General features: G+C 43.6%; 14 protein-coding genes. 10 read left to right on the top strand and 4 right to left on the bottom strand.

Translation table 11 applies throughout. The features are described from left to right. Positions 1 to 223 precede the first annotated feature (223 nt). The 4 genes from VXP95_RS00220 (at position 224) to VXP95_RS00205 (ending at position 5,661) form a co-directional block, all read left to right on the top strand. Positions 224 to 1,504, top strand: coding sequence for an MFS transporter (locus VXP95_RS00220; RefSeq protein ID WP_416711108.1), 1,281 nt, complete (start codon positions 224 to 226; stop codon positions 1,502 to 1,504). A gap of 40 nt (positions 1,505 to 1,544) precedes the next feature. Next, positions 1,545 to 2,216, top strand: a complete 672-nt coding sequence (locus VXP95_RS00215; RefSeq protein WP_086044821.1) for a 3-oxoacid CoA-transferase subunit A — start codon at positions 1,545 to 1,547, stop codon at positions 2,214 to 2,216. Beyond that, entirely contained in the window at positions 2,216 to 2,875 is a 660-nt protein-coding gene (locus tag VXP95_RS00210; protein ID WP_416711184.1) for a 3-oxoacid CoA-transferase subunit B, read from the top strand. Before VXP95_RS00215 ends, VXP95_RS00210 begins: the two co-directional genes overlap by 1 nt. A gap of 206 nt (positions 2,876 to 3,081) precedes the next feature. Continuing rightward, on the top strand, positions 3,082 to 5,661 hold the full coding sequence (locus tag VXP95_RS00205; protein ID WP_416711107.1) for an EAL domain-containing protein: 2,580 nt from the start codon (positions 3,082 to 3,084) through the stop codon (positions 5,659 to 5,661). A 170-nt stretch (positions 5,662 to 5,831) separates the two neighbouring features. Here VXP95_RS00205 and VXP95_RS00200 read toward each other — a convergent pair whose 3' ends face one another. From VXP95_RS00200 to VXP95_RS00190, 3 genes are all read right to left on the bottom strand, one after another. After that, positions 5,832 to 7,031, bottom strand: a complete 1,200-nt coding sequence (locus tag VXP95_RS00200) for an MFS transporter (RefSeq protein ID WP_416711105.1) — start codon at positions 7,029 to 7,031, stop codon at positions 5,832 to 5,834. 17 nt (positions 7,032 to 7,048) lie between these two features. Continuing rightward, positions 7,049 to 8,314, bottom strand: a complete 1,266-nt coding sequence (locus tag VXP95_RS00195) for a DcaP family trimeric outer membrane transporter (protein WP_416711103.1) — start codon at positions 8,312 to 8,314, stop codon at positions 7,049 to 7,051. Positions 8,315 to 8,428: 114 nt separating this feature from the next. Continuing rightward, on the bottom strand, positions 8,429 to 9,727 hold the full coding sequence (locus tag VXP95_RS00190) for an MFS transporter (RefSeq protein WP_416711101.1): 1,299 nt from the start codon (positions 9,725 to 9,727) through the stop codon (positions 8,429 to 8,431). A gap of 454 nt (positions 9,728 to 10,181) precedes the next feature. On the opposite strand from VXP95_RS00190, the gene VXP95_RS00185 reads away from it, so the two are divergent. The 3 genes from VXP95_RS00185 to VXP95_RS00175 are packed head-to-tail and all read left to right on the top strand — an operon-like array spanning position 10,182 to position 13,721. Beyond that, positions 10,182 to 10,955 (top strand): enoyl-CoA hydratase, encoded by a 774-nt coding sequence (locus VXP95_RS00185; protein WP_005096905.1) that lies wholly within the window; start codon positions 10,182 to 10,184, stop codon positions 10,953 to 10,955. Positions 10,956 to 10,957: 2 nt separating this feature from the next. After that, on the top strand, positions 10,958 to 12,478 hold the full coding sequence (locus VXP95_RS00180) for a 3-hydroxyacyl-CoA dehydrogenase (RefSeq protein WP_416711098.1): 1,521 nt from the start codon (positions 10,958 to 10,960) through the stop codon (positions 12,476 to 12,478). A 25-nt stretch (positions 12,479 to 12,503) separates the two neighbouring features. After that, complete coding sequence (locus tag VXP95_RS00175) at positions 12,504 to 13,721, top strand: 3-oxoadipyl-CoA thiolase (protein ID WP_416711096.1); 1,218 nt, start codon at positions 12,504 to 12,506, stop codon at positions 13,719 to 13,721. 113 nt (positions 13,722 to 13,834) lie between these two features. Here the strand turns inward: VXP95_RS00175 and VXP95_RS00170 are convergent, their stop codons facing one another. Next, a complete protein-coding gene (locus VXP95_RS00170) occupies positions 13,835 to 14,272 on the bottom strand; it encodes a PaaI family thioesterase (RefSeq protein ID WP_416705629.1) in 438 nt (145 codons plus the stop codon). A 110-nt stretch (positions 14,273 to 14,382) separates the two neighbouring features. On the opposite strand from VXP95_RS00170, the gene VXP95_RS00165 reads away from it, so the two are divergent. The 3 genes from VXP95_RS00165 to VXP95_RS00155 are packed head-to-tail and all read left to right on the top strand — an operon-like array spanning position 14,383 to position 16,883. Next, on the top strand, positions 14,383 to 15,138 hold the full coding sequence (locus VXP95_RS00165) for a class II aldolase/adducin family protein (RefSeq protein ID WP_416711095.1): 756 nt from the start codon (positions 14,383 to 14,385) through the stop codon (positions 15,136 to 15,138). Then, positions 15,135 to 16,058 carry a 2-hydroxyacid dehydrogenase gene (locus VXP95_RS00160; RefSeq protein ID WP_416705631.1) on the top strand — a complete coding sequence of 308 codons (924 nt, stop codon included), beginning with the start codon at positions 15,135 to 15,137 and terminating at the stop codon, positions 16,056 to 16,058. Before VXP95_RS00165 ends, VXP95_RS00160 begins: the two co-directional genes overlap by 4 nt. A gap of 36 nt (positions 16,059 to 16,094) precedes the next feature. After that, entirely contained in the window at positions 16,095 to 16,883 is a 789-nt protein-coding gene (locus VXP95_RS00155; RefSeq protein WP_416705632.1) for an enoyl-CoA hydratase-related protein, read from the top strand. Positions 16,884 to 16,888 lie beyond the last annotated feature (5 nt).

The following is a 16,888-nucleotide window of genomic DNA, read 5'->3' as shown; positions in this document are numbered from 1 at the left end:
GCTAGATTGTTTTACGGGTTTAAGAATTGTGCTTAATCATATCTTTCAATGTATTGCTATGTGATTTCACCGTATTCAACTTTTAAAAAACTTGAAAAGCATTTTTATATCACTTTGTTAAAGCGTGATAATGATCAATAAATATTATATATTTCAATTAAATAATTAAGTGAAATATTGATTTTTAAAAGGCACAGGAGTGCCGAAAAGTAGAAAGAGCATTATGGATACGATCAGTTCACAACAACACCCAGTGGAAGGTGGAAACGAACCCAAGCAAAGAGTCTGGATTCTGGCCTTTATTTTCTCATTTTTGGCATTACTGGTTGATGGTGCTGACATTGCATTATTAGCCTACAGTCTGACCAGTCTGAAACAAGAATTTTCATTAAGTAATATGCAGGCCGGTGCCTTGGGAAGCTGGACGCTTGCAGGGATGGCTATCGGCGGTTTTTTTGGTGGCTGGGCTTGTGACCGTTTTGGCCGGGTTCGTGTGATCGTCATTGCCATTGCATTATTTTCTTCATTAACCTTCTGGTTAGGATTCGTAGAAAGTTATGATCAGTTCAAATGGCTGCGCTTTACGTCTGCGATTGGACTAGGTGCTCTATATATTGCCTGTAACACACTCATGGCAGAGTATGTACCCACCAAATATCGCTCTACAGTATTGGCAACGCTTATGACTGGCTGGACTTTAGGCTCGGTGGTCGCAACTGTTCTGGCTGGATGGCTATTGCCTGAATTTGGCTGGCGATACCTCTATTATATTGCCATTATTCCAATTGTACTGGCCTTCGCGATGTACTTCTTGGTGCCTGAACCGAAAGCCTGGTTAGATGCGCGTAAAGCACGCCTGGATGCAAAAGCCAGTGGCATTGTGCAGGAAAAGCCCAAGAACACTTTCAAAATGATTTTTGAAGATGCACTTAGCCGTCGCATGTTTATCCTCTGGTCCTTCAGTACCGCATTTTTACAGTTTGGCTATTATGGAGTCAGCAACTGGCTACCGGCCTATTTAGAGACCGATCTGGGAATCAAGTTTAAAGAAATGACCATGTATATGATCGGAACTTTCCTGATCATGATGTGTACCAAAGTCATTGCCGGTTTTATCGCTGACCAGATTGGCCGTCGTGCGGTATTTGCTTTCGGCACCATGGGTACTGCGATTTTTATCCCTGTGATTGTCTTTGGTAATACGCCGGATAACATTCTCTGGCTGATGTTATTTTTTGGTTTTCTCTATGGTATTCCATACGGTATTAATGCGACTTACATGACAGAAAGCTTCTCCACCAAAGTGCGTGGAACAGCAGTGGGTGGTGCCTATAACGTCGGCCGACTGGGTGCTGTATTTGCACCTCTTACTATTGGCTATTTTGCTCAAGGAGGCTCAATTGGTACGGGCTTACTGATTATGGGGATTGCCTATTTTCTTTGTGGCCTGATACCCGCTTTCTTTATTAAAGACCGCTTATTTGATCCGCAAAAGGCAGATTAATCTGCACTTGCAATATAGATAGAACATGCTAGGAAGCAATATGATGAATAAAATCACACAGGATATCGAGACAGTACTCAAGCAAATTCCTGATGGTGCACACATTATGACCAGTGGTTTTGGCCTGGCAGGTCAGCCGGTAGAATTAATCGAAGCATTAATTGATCTGGGTCCTCGAGACTTAACTATTATTAACAACAATGCTGCTTCTGGAGATCGTGGGTTAACCAATCTGCTGTTGTCTGGACTGGTTAAAAAAATGATCTGTTCATTCCCGCGGGCCAATAACTCAACCGTCTTTGAAGACCTGTACAAGGCAGGAAAAGTTGAACTGGAACTGGTGCCACAAGGCAATCTGGCCTGCCGCATTCAGGCAGCCGGTGCTGGCTTAGGAGCTGTTTTTACTCCAACCGGTTTTGGTACCAAAATTGCTGAAGGTAAAGAAACCCGAAATATCAATGGAAAAGATTATGTGCTCGAATATCCGATTCACGCTGATTATGCCTTTGTGTATGCCAATCAGGCAGATCAGTGGGGCAACTTAACCTACCGTAAGGCAGCACGGAATTTTGGTCCGATCATGGCCAAAGCAGCAAAAACCACCATTGCACAAGTGCATCAGATTGTGGAACTGGGAGAGCTTGATCCAGAGATTATTGTAACGCCAGGAATTTTTGTACAGCATGTGGTCAAGGTTGGAGATATTAAATGATGAATATTCAAAAACGTAGCCGTGAACAGATTGTGGCTAAAGTGGTGCAAGACATTCCAGCTGGCTCTTTTGTGAATTTGGGTATTGGTTTACCGACACGCGTGGCTGGTTATTTAAAACCTGAACAAGGAGTAATTCTGCACTCGGAAAATGGCGTTTTAGGTTTTGCTGCCTTGAATGATCCTGAACAGGCAGATGATGACCTGATTAACGCCGGTAAAGAACTCGTAAGCATGCTACAAGGTGGCAGTTTTATGAATTCTGCGGACTCTTTCGATATCATGCGAGGCGGGCATCTGGATATCTGTATCATGGGTGCTTTTCAGGTTGCTATTAATGGTGATTTGGCGAACTGGCATACCGGTAATGCTGATGCTGTACCTGCTGTAGGTGGGGCAATGGATCTGGCCGTGGGTGCTCGATGTGTCTATGTCTGTATGGAGCATATGACCAAAAACGGTGAAGCAAAAATCGTTGAAGAACTAACTTATCCTCTAACAGGTAAGCAGTGTGTCAACCGCATTTATACCGATCTCTGTGTGATTGAATTAAAAGACAACCAGGCTCAGGTTATTGAAATAGTGGATGGCTTAAGTTTTGAAGAATTGCAACGGCAGACTGGCTGTAAATTAGTGGACAGTCGTCAACAAGCAGCCTAAAAATAAGTCCGCAATATTCTGATTGAGTAAAAGTATAGTTTTAGATCACAGCTTCGGCTGTGATTTTTAAATTTTAGAATTATTATCAAATACACGTAATATTGACCATATTTCCGCATTTTAAAGATATAAATACAAACTTTTGCTAATGATTATTTTAATAATAAGTCTAAAATGTTAACAAGCTAAGGAAGGTGATAGTCTGAATGAATAATAATTGTGATGATCAAGAAATTTTTCATATTTTTAATCTGATTGGTCGCCATACTGAACTTAAGCCTATCCTCGATGTCATTAGCCAGTGGCTTGAATCGCGCATTCCAGATGCGCTTGTCACCATTATGCTCTATCAGGATGACACCCAAACTTTAAATGTTATAAGTGGCAAACAGCACTTTTCAAAAGAGTACTGTAATGCTATTCAAGATTTGAAAATTGGGCCAAATCAAGGATCGTGTGGCGTAGCTGCTTTCTTACGTCAGTTGGTCATTAGTCCGAATTTAATGAAAGACCCAAACTGGCAGTCTTACCGTGCTTTGGTAAATGCAGAAAAATTGTCTAGCTGCTGGTCTATGCCGATTATTAATGCTTCAGATATTTTGTACGGAACGTTTGCTACTTATTATCGAACACCGAAAATACCGACTGAACATCATATTCAGCTTTTACAGCAAGCGGCAAAATTAGTTGCTCTCGCAATTGAGCTTGATCAGGAACGTCAAAAAAGACATGAGCTTAATGAAAAATACAGCTCATTTTATACCTATCATCCAGATATTATTTTTGAACTTGACCTGCAGGGACATGTGCTTAATACCAATATTGCTTGCGAAGAAATTACAGGTTTTTCTAAAGCGCAAATTCATGGTCAGCACTATTGTGCCTTCATACCGCCCGAATTTCATGAGCTGGCCAACTTTTCATTTATAGAAACGCTGCAAGGTAAATCTCAACATTTTGAGCTTCCAATCTATAATGTTACTGGAGATATTTTATGGCTGGATTTGACCAATTTACCGATTATACAAAATCAGAAAGTTACCGGCGTTATTGGCATTGCGCGGGATATTACTTTATCCCGTAAAAACAAGGAGGATTTGCGTTTATTAAAACGGGGAGTAGAAGCCAGTCCGAATAGTCTTTTTATTACCGATGTTTCAGAAGAAAGGTTAATGGTATATGTGAACCCGGCTTTTCTCAAGCTCACAGGCTATACAGAAACAGAAGTTTTAGGGCAAGGCTGTTTTTTCTTGCAGGGTCCAGATACTGATCCGGATCAAATTTCATTACTCAAGCAAGCAGTTAAAAAACAAAAAGAAATTCAGGTCACCATAAAAAGTTACTGTAAAGATGGCAGCTGGTTCTGGAACCGTTTAACCCTAGGTCCTATTTTTGATCAGACTGGAACCTGTACCCATTTTCTAGGAATTCAGGAAGATATTACCCAGCAACTTATTCACGAAGAATATATCCGGCATCAGCATACCCATGATTATTTAACCGGTTTGCCGAACCAGCATGCATTTAAGCAAATTCTGGAAAATATTTTTGAAGTACAGCATGAGAGTTCAGAACCTTTGGTGCTGCTATATATAGACCTGGATGACTTTAAAAATATTAATGACAGCTTGGGTCATCTGGTGGGGGATCAGATTCTTAAAAGTGTGGGTGAGCGGCTGCAAAAATTTATTCAAGACGATAACGTACTATGCCGCTTTGCTGAAGATGAGTTTATCTTACTGCTTTCAGGAATATATGAGTCATCTGAAGTGGAGGCGATCGCTGGAGAAATTCTTGAGCTTCTTTCCATACTTTTTGTTATTGATCAGTACAAAATACATTTAAGTGCCAGTATTGGTATTGTGGCGGATGACAGCTCAATCCAGCATTCATCTGAACTGATCTATCAGTCTGTTTTGGCAATGCAGGAAGCCAAAAGACAGGGGCGTAATATCTGGCAGTGGTATGAAAAAAACAAAATGCAGCCTGTCGCAGAAATAGATTATACCAATCTGCGTCTGGAACTCATGGAAGCGATCAATCAGGAAAATTTCGACCTGTTCTATCAGCCGCTGGTTCATCCTGAAACTGGACATGTAATAGGTGTGGAAGCCTTAATCCGTTGGTGTCATCCGCAACAGGGTTATATTTCCCCAGCAATTTTTATCCCTCTTGCAGAAAGAACCGGGCAGATTATTAGTGTAGGCCAGTGGGTGCTGGAAAAGGCCTGTTTAGATATTGCGCACTGGAACAAGAAACATAATAGCCAGATCACGGTATCGGTGAATATTTCTCCGCTACAATTCCGTAGAGCAGGCTTTTTACAGGTACTTGAACATGCGCTTCAACTCAGCCAATTACCGCCGGAACTACTTAAAATTGAAATTACGGAAGGTGTCATCATTAATGGTGCAGACCGAACCATAGAAATTTTAAAAGCGGTGCGTACTTTAGGTGTACAGGTTGCCATTGATGACTTTGGCACAGGTTATTCGAGTCTCAGTTATCTGCGTCGCTTGCCAATCAATCAAATCAAGCTAGACCGTAGTTTTATTGAAGAGTTGACCCTCGATGGTCAGGATGCTGCAATTGTGCAATCTATTATTCATCTAGCCCATCAGCTGGATTTGGAAGTTGTCGCAGAAGGTGTCGAAACCTTAAGTCAGGCCAGTTTGCTCTATCAGCAGGGCTGTGATTTGCTACAAGGCTTCTTTTATGCAAAACCTGCACCTTTAACTGAATTGAAATCTGTTTATCTCGCAATGGAAAATAGTAAATTGAATTAACTCTAAAAAATTAAGATATCAATATTTTCAACTGCTCTTCAGAGAGAAAGGAAACGTTAAAAGTCTAAAGAATTTTTCTATTTTTGAACGTATCATCTTTAGAATTTGCACTTGGTACAGAAAGCGGGATAAAAAATAAGCTTTTTAACCCCAAAGGTTTTTAACAGTATCTAAGGCTCAGGCTGAATATTGGCTAAATTTCTTTCTTGGTTTAAATCATAATAGTTAATCACAAAGATCAACACGGCAAAAATAAAACCTAAAATGACACAGGCAGACCAGCCATAGCTTTTCCATAAATGCAGCGATAAAAATGCCCCCAGACCGGCTCCCGAAAAATAACAGGTCATATAGATGGCATTAATCCGTGAGCGAGCCTGCATTGAAATTCGATAGACCAGATTCTGGTTCAGGACATGCAAGCAGGAAATTCCGAAATAAGCCAGAATCAAGCCCAGGATATAAATCCATAAATAATTCTGGGCAAAGAATAAGGGAATCCAGGCCAGAATCAGTCCGCATGTGGCCAGATGCGCAATCCATTTTTCCCGATGCCTGCCAATCATTTTACCGGTCCATTGAGAGGACCAGATGCCGACCACACCCACAATACCCATGAGACCAATCTGGAAATCATTAAAATGATACGGTGCTTCAGCCAGAATAAAAGTCATGGTAGTAAAGATAATACTCAGCATGCCAAAACCCAAACCTCCGATCATACTACGCCGGATCAGCATGGGTTCTGTTCGGGCAAAGGTAAATAGTGAGCGATAAATTTGCAATATATTCATCTGCAACTGGCTCTTGGCACTCGGCAACTGGAACCACATGGCCAGACTTAGCAGAAGAATTGCACAACCACTAAATAGGTATACCGCATGCCAGGACCATAAAGTAGAAATCAGTCCGGCCACGGTACGGGCAAACAGAATACCAACCAGAACACCACTCATGAGCAGGCCAACGACTTCGGCACTTTTATCACGTTGCGACAGGCTGGCGGCAAAAGGAATCAGAATCTGGGCGGTAATCGAACAAAAAGAGGCGAGTAGAGTAAAGCCATACAACATATGCAGATTGGTACTGGCTGACAGCCCAATAAGTGCCAGTCCGGTACAGAACATTAAACTGCAGATGTACAGCCGTTTTTCAAACAAATCTCCGAGAGGGACAAACAAAAATAACCCGGTGGCATAGCCAATCTGGGTTAAAACCACAGTCCAGCCAGACTGGGCTACACTGATCTGCAGATCCTCAGCAATAGAATAAATCAAGGGCTGGTTAAAATAATTACAACCTGCGCAGAGTGCGCAGGTCATTGCCATCATGAACATGAAACGGCGTGAAATTTGCCTTTGGGCTGACATCCTTGTCTCCTGAGGCCTTAAAAACTATAGTTGGCAGAGAGGTTGATACGCGAAATATCTGCTTCCTTATTGTCAAAGGTTTCACGCTTGCCATGATGATATTCTGCACCCAGATTAATCTTTGGAACAGGAGAATAGATCACGTTAGCCACATAGTCGGTTAAGCGCTTATTGGCTTCCGGATTGGCTTTGGCATAATCGCTAGAATCATCAAAATCGACCACACTGGCTGCAATACTGCTACGCCATTTCGGTGTGAATTTATGCGTAAATCCGATATTCAAACTGTTAAACTCATTCAGTAAAAGTTCATTATTGGTTGTATCCACCGAATAGTCGCCACCCCAAGCTGCGCCGTCAACCGTAGAACCCTGAATTAAAAAGGCAGCAATACGCTGATCGCCCACTATATGGAAATAGTTGCCCTGAATAGAGTTTCTATCATCAAAACGATAACGTCCACCAGCACCAACCCCCCAGCCAATTTTCTCGATATCACCTGTCGCGGTTTGCGCCTGCTTTTCATTGATAAAGCCTTGAGCTAACAGATGTACCGGACCGGATTGATGTACAAATTTGGTGGTTAAAGCAGGTAAGGCAGAGGAGCGATCACCACCGGCCATATATTCCAGGCCAATATTCCAGGTATTTTCCGGATCAAGCTTAAACGCATAACTGACCTGGGGAGTACGCAGGATCGAACCACCGAGCAATAAACTATAGTCTACCGCATCGGTGCTAATTTCCGGCGTAGACATGAGTGACCAGGCCTGACCAAAAGTCCAGTTATAATATTTAAAATATGCATGACGGATACGGAGGCCACCATCACCTTTGCCATTATTGGTCCAGAAATCGGCTTCCAGACGTGCGGAAATATTCGGATTACCTCCCAGATCTTTGGCTAGGAAACCAATACGGCTGGCAGCTGCAGTGAAATCGGAACGGACTGAATCAGGTTCAGTAAAAGGCACTTTATTGATCTGGTTAATGGTTCGGCCACGGGTTTCTGGCGTACTTTTAAAATCAATCGCGCCATCCAGACGGATCATTCCATACACATCCACATTGTCCATCATGCTACTTAAACTTTTGGAGTCTGCTACTTTAGACTGTTCCTGCTGTACTTTCAAAGCAAGCTGTGACTGTTTTTGCTGTTCCAGTTCAGACTGAATCTGTTTGAGCTGTGCTTCTAGAAACTGGATACGATCTTCCGATACTTCTGCTGAAAGTACAGTTCCTGATGCGATACCGCACAATGTGGCTAAAACTAATTTTTTCATTTCTTAATCCCTAAAGAAACTTTTAATCCTGAATGAAAGGAAACCTTTCTATACGTGTGGTCAATAATTGGAGAAAGAGGAAGACAGCAAGTTGTACTGTCTTCCGGAGAGTATTTATTCTGCTTTTTGCGGATCGTATAAACGGTCTTTAATAAACAGGGCCGGAATTAAGCCGCAGAAGAAGTAGGCAGCGCCCATCACCATCAAGCCAGTTCCAATTGAGCCATGCATGGCCAGATAGCCAATGGTAATCGGGGCAAAAATGGCACCGATCCGGCCAATATTGAATGCACCACCCACGGCTGTTCCACGAACTGCAGTCGGGAAGCTTTCAGTTAAATAGGTTGCATTAATGGCATATGGAATGCCGTACAGGAAACCAAAGATCAGCATCAGTACACCGATGTTATCTGGAGTGTGCATGTAGACCACGACCGGAATGAACAGCGCAGTTCCCATGGTGCCGAAAGCAAACACGATACGACGGCCGATCTTGTCAGCAACATAGCCCGCAATGATTTTGGCGAATATCATGGTCAAGAAAGTACCAATCATATAGATCGCCATTTCCTTGAATTTGATACCTAATTCAGCTTCCAGATAACTTGGCAGCCAGTTACTTACACCGAAATAACCGAATAAGAGAAAACCTGAGCTGAATGACCATAAGATAAACATTCTGCCGTGGGTTTTATCTTTTAAAATGGTGATATATGGATTGCCTTTTTTCGCATTATTATCCACGATCTGGCCAGTTCTTTTCATTTCCCGAACACGTTTCCACGATTCTGGTTCAGGCACTATAAAGTGCATGAGGATACCGAGTGCTAAAGGTGCAATCGTAATCCAATACAGCATACGCCAGCCGAACTCAGGAATAATCCAGCCTGAAAGCATGGTAATCACCAGAGAACCCAGAGTGAAGCCGGTCATCAATGTTGCCAGCACTGTGGTACGGTATTTGGTAGGCACATATTCAGACATCAAGGTATTACAGGCAATATACAAGCAGCCCAGACCTAAGCAGGACAGAGTACGTAACATTGCAAATTCAGTATAAGACTGCGCAAAACCTGAGTAGGCAGACAAGATCGAGAAGGCGATGGTTGCCAGTACAATGACGCGGACACGTCCAAATTTGTCGCATGCCCATCCACCAATAAAGCCTCCAATCCCCATACCTAAAAGAGAATAACTTCCCAAGGCCCCCGCCTGTACAGAAGTTAGGCCCCATTCCGCTTTAAGACTGGTCAGACTAAAAGCCAGAATCCCGATATCTGCACCGTCACAGAGCAAAATCAGAAAAGCAAAGACAAAAGCCGTCATCCATAGACGTTTTGGTGCCTGTTTGATGGTATCCGTGGAGGAGACATCGGTTTTATTGTCTCCTGTTACGATGGTATCGCTTGTCATTCTTATATCCTCTATATATTCAAAGTAGCATTTCCTCTGCTACCGCTAAATCCATTTTTCTTCCTCACGGAAACATAGTTTTCCTGATTTAACAGACTTGCTCTAAACACAACAGCCGCTGCATTTATTATCAGGCTACATTCGATTTTTCACGCTTTACGCAAAATCAAAATCCTCTCATTGCTGGAAAATTTGATTTCGTAAATTACTTTTAAGTTCTGCCTTATGGTGATTATTCATTGAAATGAATAATCAAATTGCATTTAAAATATTTAATTCCGTATTGCGAAATTAATTAATCATAAAATGAGCAATTGAACAAGAGTTTTTACTCTATTTTTATTTAAAAATAACTTTTTTGAATTCTGGAGTTAAAAATCCTTGATTTATAGCTTAAGAAACCTTAGTTTTATATAAAATAAAATTTCGCTATACAAAATAAATGGAGATTTTAATGGAACAGGTAGTTCAAGTAGAACAAGTTTCAGCACATGTAGCGATGGTTAAAATTCATCGACCAGAAGCGAAAAATGCCCTGAATACAGAAGTTCGCCAGAAACTTGCGGCGGCTTTTTTGCAACTGAATGATGATGAAAATGTCCGTGCCATTATTCTTACGGGTGGTGAAACAGATTTTGCAGCAGGTGCAGACCTGAAAGAACTGGCCAATGCAGAAACCATTCAAATGATGCAGCGTCGAACTGAACGTTACTGGCAGGCGATTGCGCAGTGTTCAAAACCGGTGATTGCAGCTGTAAATGGATATGCACTGGGGGGTGGATGTGAACTGGCGATGCATGCAGACATTATCATTGCTGGAAAAAGTGCCCAGTTCGGTCAACCTGAAGTGAAAGTTGGCGTGATGCCGGGTGCAGGTGGGACTCAACGTTTATTCCGTGCAGTAGGCAAATTTCATGCCATGCGCATGATCATGACCGGTTGTCTGGTGCCTGCACCGGAAGCCTATCAAATTGGTCTGGTGTCCCAGGTGACTGAAGACAGTGAAACCCTTGCTACAGCTATCAAGATGGCGGAAGGCCTAGCGAAAATGCCGCCAATTGCTCTAGAGCAAATCAAGGAAGTGGCTTTATTGGCTGAAGATGTGCCGCTTAATGCCGGACTTACCCTGGAACGTAAGTCTTTCCAGATGCTGTTCTCATCCGAAGATCAAAAAGAAGGCATGCAGGCCTTTATTGAAAAACGTAAACCGAATTATCAGGGACGATAAGCATGAGTATTCAGATTCAGAAAATCGGCATTATTGGTGTAGGCACGATGGGTGCAGGTATTGCCCAGATCGCGATTCAGTCTGGTCATGATGTGGTGCTGTTTGATGCCAAAGAAGGGGCAGCCGAACAGGCACAGGATAAACTGGCCAAAACATTAAATACCTTGGCAGATAAAGGTAAATTCAGCCATGAAAAAGCCGCTGAAGATATTGCTCATCTGTCGACTGCCCAGCAGCTAGAAGACCTGAAAGATTGTGACTTGATTGTTGAAGCGATTATTGAAAATCTGGAAATCAAGCAAAAACTGATGCAGCAACTGGAAGGAATGATAAAACCAGAGGCGATTCTGGCATCTAATACCTCTTCATTGTCGATCAGTGCAATCGCTGCCAACTGTGAGCAGCCAGAACGTGTTGCCGGTTATCACTTCTTTAATCCGGTCCCACTCATGAAAGTGGTCGAAGTGATTGAAGGCTTTAATACCCGTGCTGACATTATTGAAGCATTAACCCAGCTTTCTACAAAAATGGGTCATCGTCCGGTCAAAGCTAAAGATACTCCAGGGTTTATCATTAACCATGCCGGCCGTGCCTTTGGTAGCGAAGCCTATGCAATTCTGAATGAAAATGTCACACCATTTTATGAGATTGACCGGATTTACCGCGATGGGATCGGTTTTAAAATGGGACCTTTTGAGCTAGGTGATCTGACTGGTATGGATGTCTCGCATCCGGTGAGTGAATCGATTTATCAGCAGTATTATGAAGAAGCACGTTACCGTCCAAGCGTGATTACCCGTCAGCGTTTTATTGCCAAGCAGTTAGGTCGTAAAACTGGTAAAGGTTTCTATGATTACACTTCAGGTAGCAAAGAAGGTGATGTTACTCCAGCATTGGTTGATAAGCTAAGTCAATATCCATCAGTCTGGCTAGGCACCGAATATGACGAAGACCGTCAGGCACTTGAGCAATATCTGCAACAGTTCAACATTCAGATTGAGCAAACTGAGATACCTTCAGCAGAGGCTTTAATCCTGATTGCCACTTATGGTGAGGATGCAACATCAGCTGCGATCCGTTATCAGCTGGCACCTCAGCAAGTGGTGTGTATCGATCTGCTATATGGTCTGCATAAACACCGTACCTTGATGCCAACTTTTGTCACCCAACCTGAGCTGGTAAAAGCAGCCCAATCGATTTTCAATCTGGATGGTGTGACCGCCAGCGTAATTCAGGAAAGCGTCGGCTTTGTGGCTCAACGTGCTTTGGCAATGATTGTGAATCTCGGCTGTGATATTGCCCAGCAAGGCGTTGCAACGGTAGAAGATATCAATATTGCGGTGAAATTAGGCCTTGGTTATCCGTATGGACCAATTGAATGGGGGGATGTGCTGGGAGCTGAAAAAATTCTAAAAATTCTGGATCGTATGACTGCGATTACCCGTGACCAGCGTTACCGTTCAAGTCCTTGGTTGCGTCGCCGTGTTCAGCTTGGTCTACCACTTGTTCATACAACACATTAATTAGAAAGTTAAAGGAATAACACTCATGTTAAATGCATATATTTATGATGGTTTACGTTCACCAATCGGTCGCCATGCAGGAAGTCTGGCAAGCGTACGTCCAGATGATCTGGCAGCTACAGTCATTAAAAACCTGCTGGAAAAAACCGGTATCCCGGCAGCAGATGTAGAAGATGTAATCTTTGGTAGCACCAATCAGGCCGGTGAAGACAGCCGTAATGTGGCACGTTTTGCAGCGTTGTTAGCGGGTATGCCGGTAACAGTTCCAGGTCAGACGGTAAACCGTTTATGTGCATCAGGTCTCGGTGCTGTGATTGATTCGGCACGTGCCATTACTGCAGGTGAAGGCGAGTTGTACATTGCCGGTGGCGTAGAAAGCATGACCCGCGCACCTTTTGTGATGGGCAAAGCAGAAAGCGCGTATTCACGTGATGCCAAAATTTATGACACCACAATTGGTACCCGTTTCCCGAACCGTAAATTTACGGATCAGTTTGGCGCGCACAGCATGCCTGAAACAGGTGATAACGTGGCTGAAGAATTCGGTATTAGCCGTGAACAGGCTGATACCTTTGCTGCTGCATCACAGGCAAAATATCAGGCAGCGAAAGAAGCAGGTTTCTTTGAAGGTGAAATTACCCCGATTGAAGTTTCTCAAGGACGCAAATTGCCGCCTAAACAAATTACTGAGGATGAGCATCCACGTGCTTCTTCAACATTTGAAGCTTTATCCAAGTTAAAACCGCTTTTCGAAGGTGGTGTAGTAACAGCGGGTAATGCATCAGGTATCAATGACGGCGCTGCAGCACTGATTATTGGCAGTGAAAAAGTTCAGGAACAGTATGGCTTAAAACCTCTCGCTCGTATCCTGTCTTCTGCAGCCGCTGGCATTGAGCCACGCATCATGGGAGCAGGCCCAATTGAAGCGATTAAAAAGGCAGTACAGCGTGCGGGTTTGACGCTAGACGATATGGATATCATCGAGATTAATGAAGCCTTTGCCAGTCAGGTATTATCTTGCCTGAAAGGTCTGGATGTCGCTTTGGATGATCCGCGTGTCAATCCAAATGGTGGTGCGATTGCCATTGGTCATCCACTGGGCTGTTCGGGTGCGCGTTTAGCTTTAACCGTTGCACGTCAGTTACAGCGTACCGGTAAAAAATATGCCGTGATCAGTCTGTGTATTGGTCTGGGTCAAGGCCTGGCGATGGTGATTGAAAACCCTGAAGCTGCAACATCTTAAGTCATCACCTAAATGCCATGTATATGTGATATGCATGGCATTTTTTTATTGGGATTTTTCTTTCAAAATAAAAATCCCTGCACATGCAGGGATTGATTATATCGGTGTAAAGATTACTTACGACCAGTGACTAATAATGTTGCCGACCCAAAGGCATAAACTTTACCTTCTTTATCGATAATTCGGCCTTCTGAGGTCAGAACATTGCGTCCGATCCGGATAACTTCACCAATAGCTGTATAGGTTTCGCCGCTTTTCATCGCTTTCAGCATTTTGACATTCAGGTCAATGGTCGAGAAACTAACACCTGCATCTACTGTCGTATGCACGGCAGCGCCAGTGGCACTATCTAGAACCGTTGCACAAAAGCCGCCATGAATTCCACCCTGTAAATTGTAATGGCGCTGATCAGGACGCACCTCATATTCCACATAGTTTTCGCGCACCAAGGTCAGACGCATGGGAATAATTTCACTCATGGCTGAGCTGGGAATTTCCCCATTCTTAATTGCGCTGAGATATTCAAGTCCGTTTAATTGTGATGTGGGCATATCCACTCCTTGTAACGATTTATTTCGCTTTATGAAATAATATTCTGTTTTTCTGGAATTATGATATAACAGATAATGATCGAAATGCTATATTTTTCCAGGATGGAACGATGACAATAAAAAATCTCGTCACAGATGCTGAATGGCAGGCACGTTGCGAACTCGCAGCGCTTTATCGCATTATTGCGCATTACCGAATGACCGACCTGATTGATACTCATATCAGCCTAAGAGTTCCAGATCAACCAGAATGCTTTCTGATTAATCAATATGGTGTCGCATTTGAAAAAATGCGTGCCTCAACGCTGGTGAAGATTAATCATGAAGGGCAAGTGGTAGAAAGCTATGAACAAGACAAGCCGGTGAATATGGCAGGCTTTGTCATCCATGCCGCGATTCATGAAGCACATGCTCATCTGAATTGTGTCATTCATACGCATACCGCAGATGGCATAGCAGTTTCTGCACAGAAACACGGACTTCTTCCCATTTCCCAGCATGCGTTGAAATTTTATCAGCAGGTGGCCTATCACGAATATGAGGGCGTTGCATTGTCAACAGATGAACAAGAACGCCTGATTCAGGACCTGGGCGGCCATCGCGCCATGATTTTACGCAATCACGGACTTTTAACGGCTGGCGAAACGATTGCACGGGCTTTTCATGAAATCTATTTTCTGGAGCGTGCCTGTCAGGCGCAGGTGAAGGCCTTAAGTGGCGGTGCCGAACTGCATTATCCAGCAGAAGAAGTCCGAATTAAAACCGCCAGGCAGTTCGCCAGTCCTTTTGTGGAACCGATTTTACAGCGTGCCTGGCAGGCTGCGTTATCCCTGATTGAGCATCAATATACGGAGTATGCATCATGATTGTGATATCCAGTACTGTGCCGAATATTGAAGCCATTCTGGTGAAGTCTTTTCAGAAATATGCGCCTGAGGGCAGTTTTTGTACACTGGACAGCCCGGAAGCTGAACAGGCGACCACAGCAGCTTCGTGGTTTCCAGATCTGGAAAAACTCCGGCAACTTCCAGAACTTGGTCTGATTCATTCGATTGCTGCAGGAGTCGAACATTTAAATTTAAACGAGATTAGAGCTGACCAGTCAGTCTGCCGGGTACTGGATCCACATCATCAAAAGGGCATGTTTGATTATCTGCTCTGGGGCGTGCTGTATTTTCAGCGTTATTTTGACCGCATGATCCAGCAGCAAAAGCAGCAGCTATGGAAACAGTATCGTCAAAGTTATAGTCATCATATCCAGATCGGGATTATGGGCCTTGGCCATATGGGCGGTTATGTGGCAAAACGTTTTGCCGACATGGACTATCAGGTGTCTGGATGGTCCAATTCTCCAAAAGAGATTGCTCAGGTCAAAAGCTATGTCGGTACAGAACAGCTTTCCGAGTTCCTGGCCCACAGCCAGATTTTGATTAATTTAATGCCTTTAACTGCAGACAATACTGGCATCTTATCTGAACAGCTATTTAAAAAATTACCCGACCAAGCTGCTCTTATTCAGGTGGGGCGTGGGCAGCATTTAATCGAGCAGGATCTACTCAATGCACTGGATTCCGGCCAGTTACGTGGTGCAATTGTCGACGTATTTGAAGAGGAGCCATTAGCTGCTGAACATCCATTCTGGCAGCATGAAAAGATCGTTGTTACACCACATGTCGCCTCACATGCGCCCATGTCTGTGGTGGTGGAACAGATTCTGGAAAATGACCGACGCTTAAATCTCGGGCTGGATTTATGCCATCAGGTAGATGTCAATAAAGGCTATTAATTGTAGGGATACAGGCAAAAAATAAGGAAATTGATGATGTGGGAAACGATTCAAACTCAGGTTCAGCAAGGCGTCGCAACCTTAAGCTTTAACCGCCCGGATTCACTCAACAGTTTTACCCGGCAAATGCATGAGGAGGTGCAGCAGGTGCTGAAAAACTGGAATACAGATCCGGATATTCGGGTGATTGTGATCCGTGGTAATGGCCGGGCGTTTTCAGCGGGACAGGATTTAAAAGAACGTGCTGGACAGCTCGGCAATGTGCCTTTGCCTCCCGAAGGCTCACTGGCCAAATACTATAATCCCTTGATTAACCTGATCCGCCAGAGTCCCAAACCGGTAATCGCAGCAGTGAATGGTGTGGCTGCCGGTGCAGGTGCCAATATCGCGCTGGCCTGTGATCTGGTCATTGCCAAGGAAAGTGCCCGATTTATTCAGGCCTTTTCTAAAATTGGCTTGATTCCTGATGCCGGTGGCACCTGGATGTTGCCACGTTTAATCGGTTATGCACGTGCCATGGCACTGACTTTTCTGGGGGAACCGGTGCATGCCAAAGAGGCCGCTAAAATGGGCATGATCTGGAAAATGCTTCCAGATACAGAATTTGATATTTATATCGATGACATTGCACAGCGATTAGCTCAACAGCCGACTTATGCGCTGGCTTTAACCAAACAGGCCTTGCAACGCAGTGCTGAAAATAACATAGACCAGCAACTGGAGTTAGAACAAAACCTGCAATATCTGGCTCTGAGCAGTCAGGACTATAAAGAAGGTGTCCAGGCTTTTATCGAAAAACGCCCTGCACAATTTACCGGATGCTAAGGAGA

Origin of the sequence: Acinetobacter sp. 226 (assembly GCF_048147925.1) — a bacterium.
In the GTDB taxonomy this organism is placed as follows: Bacteria; Pseudomonadota; Gammaproteobacteria; order Pseudomonadales; family Moraxellaceae; genus Acinetobacter; species Acinetobacter pecorum.
This window is presented reverse-complemented; position numbering and strand designations above follow the sequence as displayed.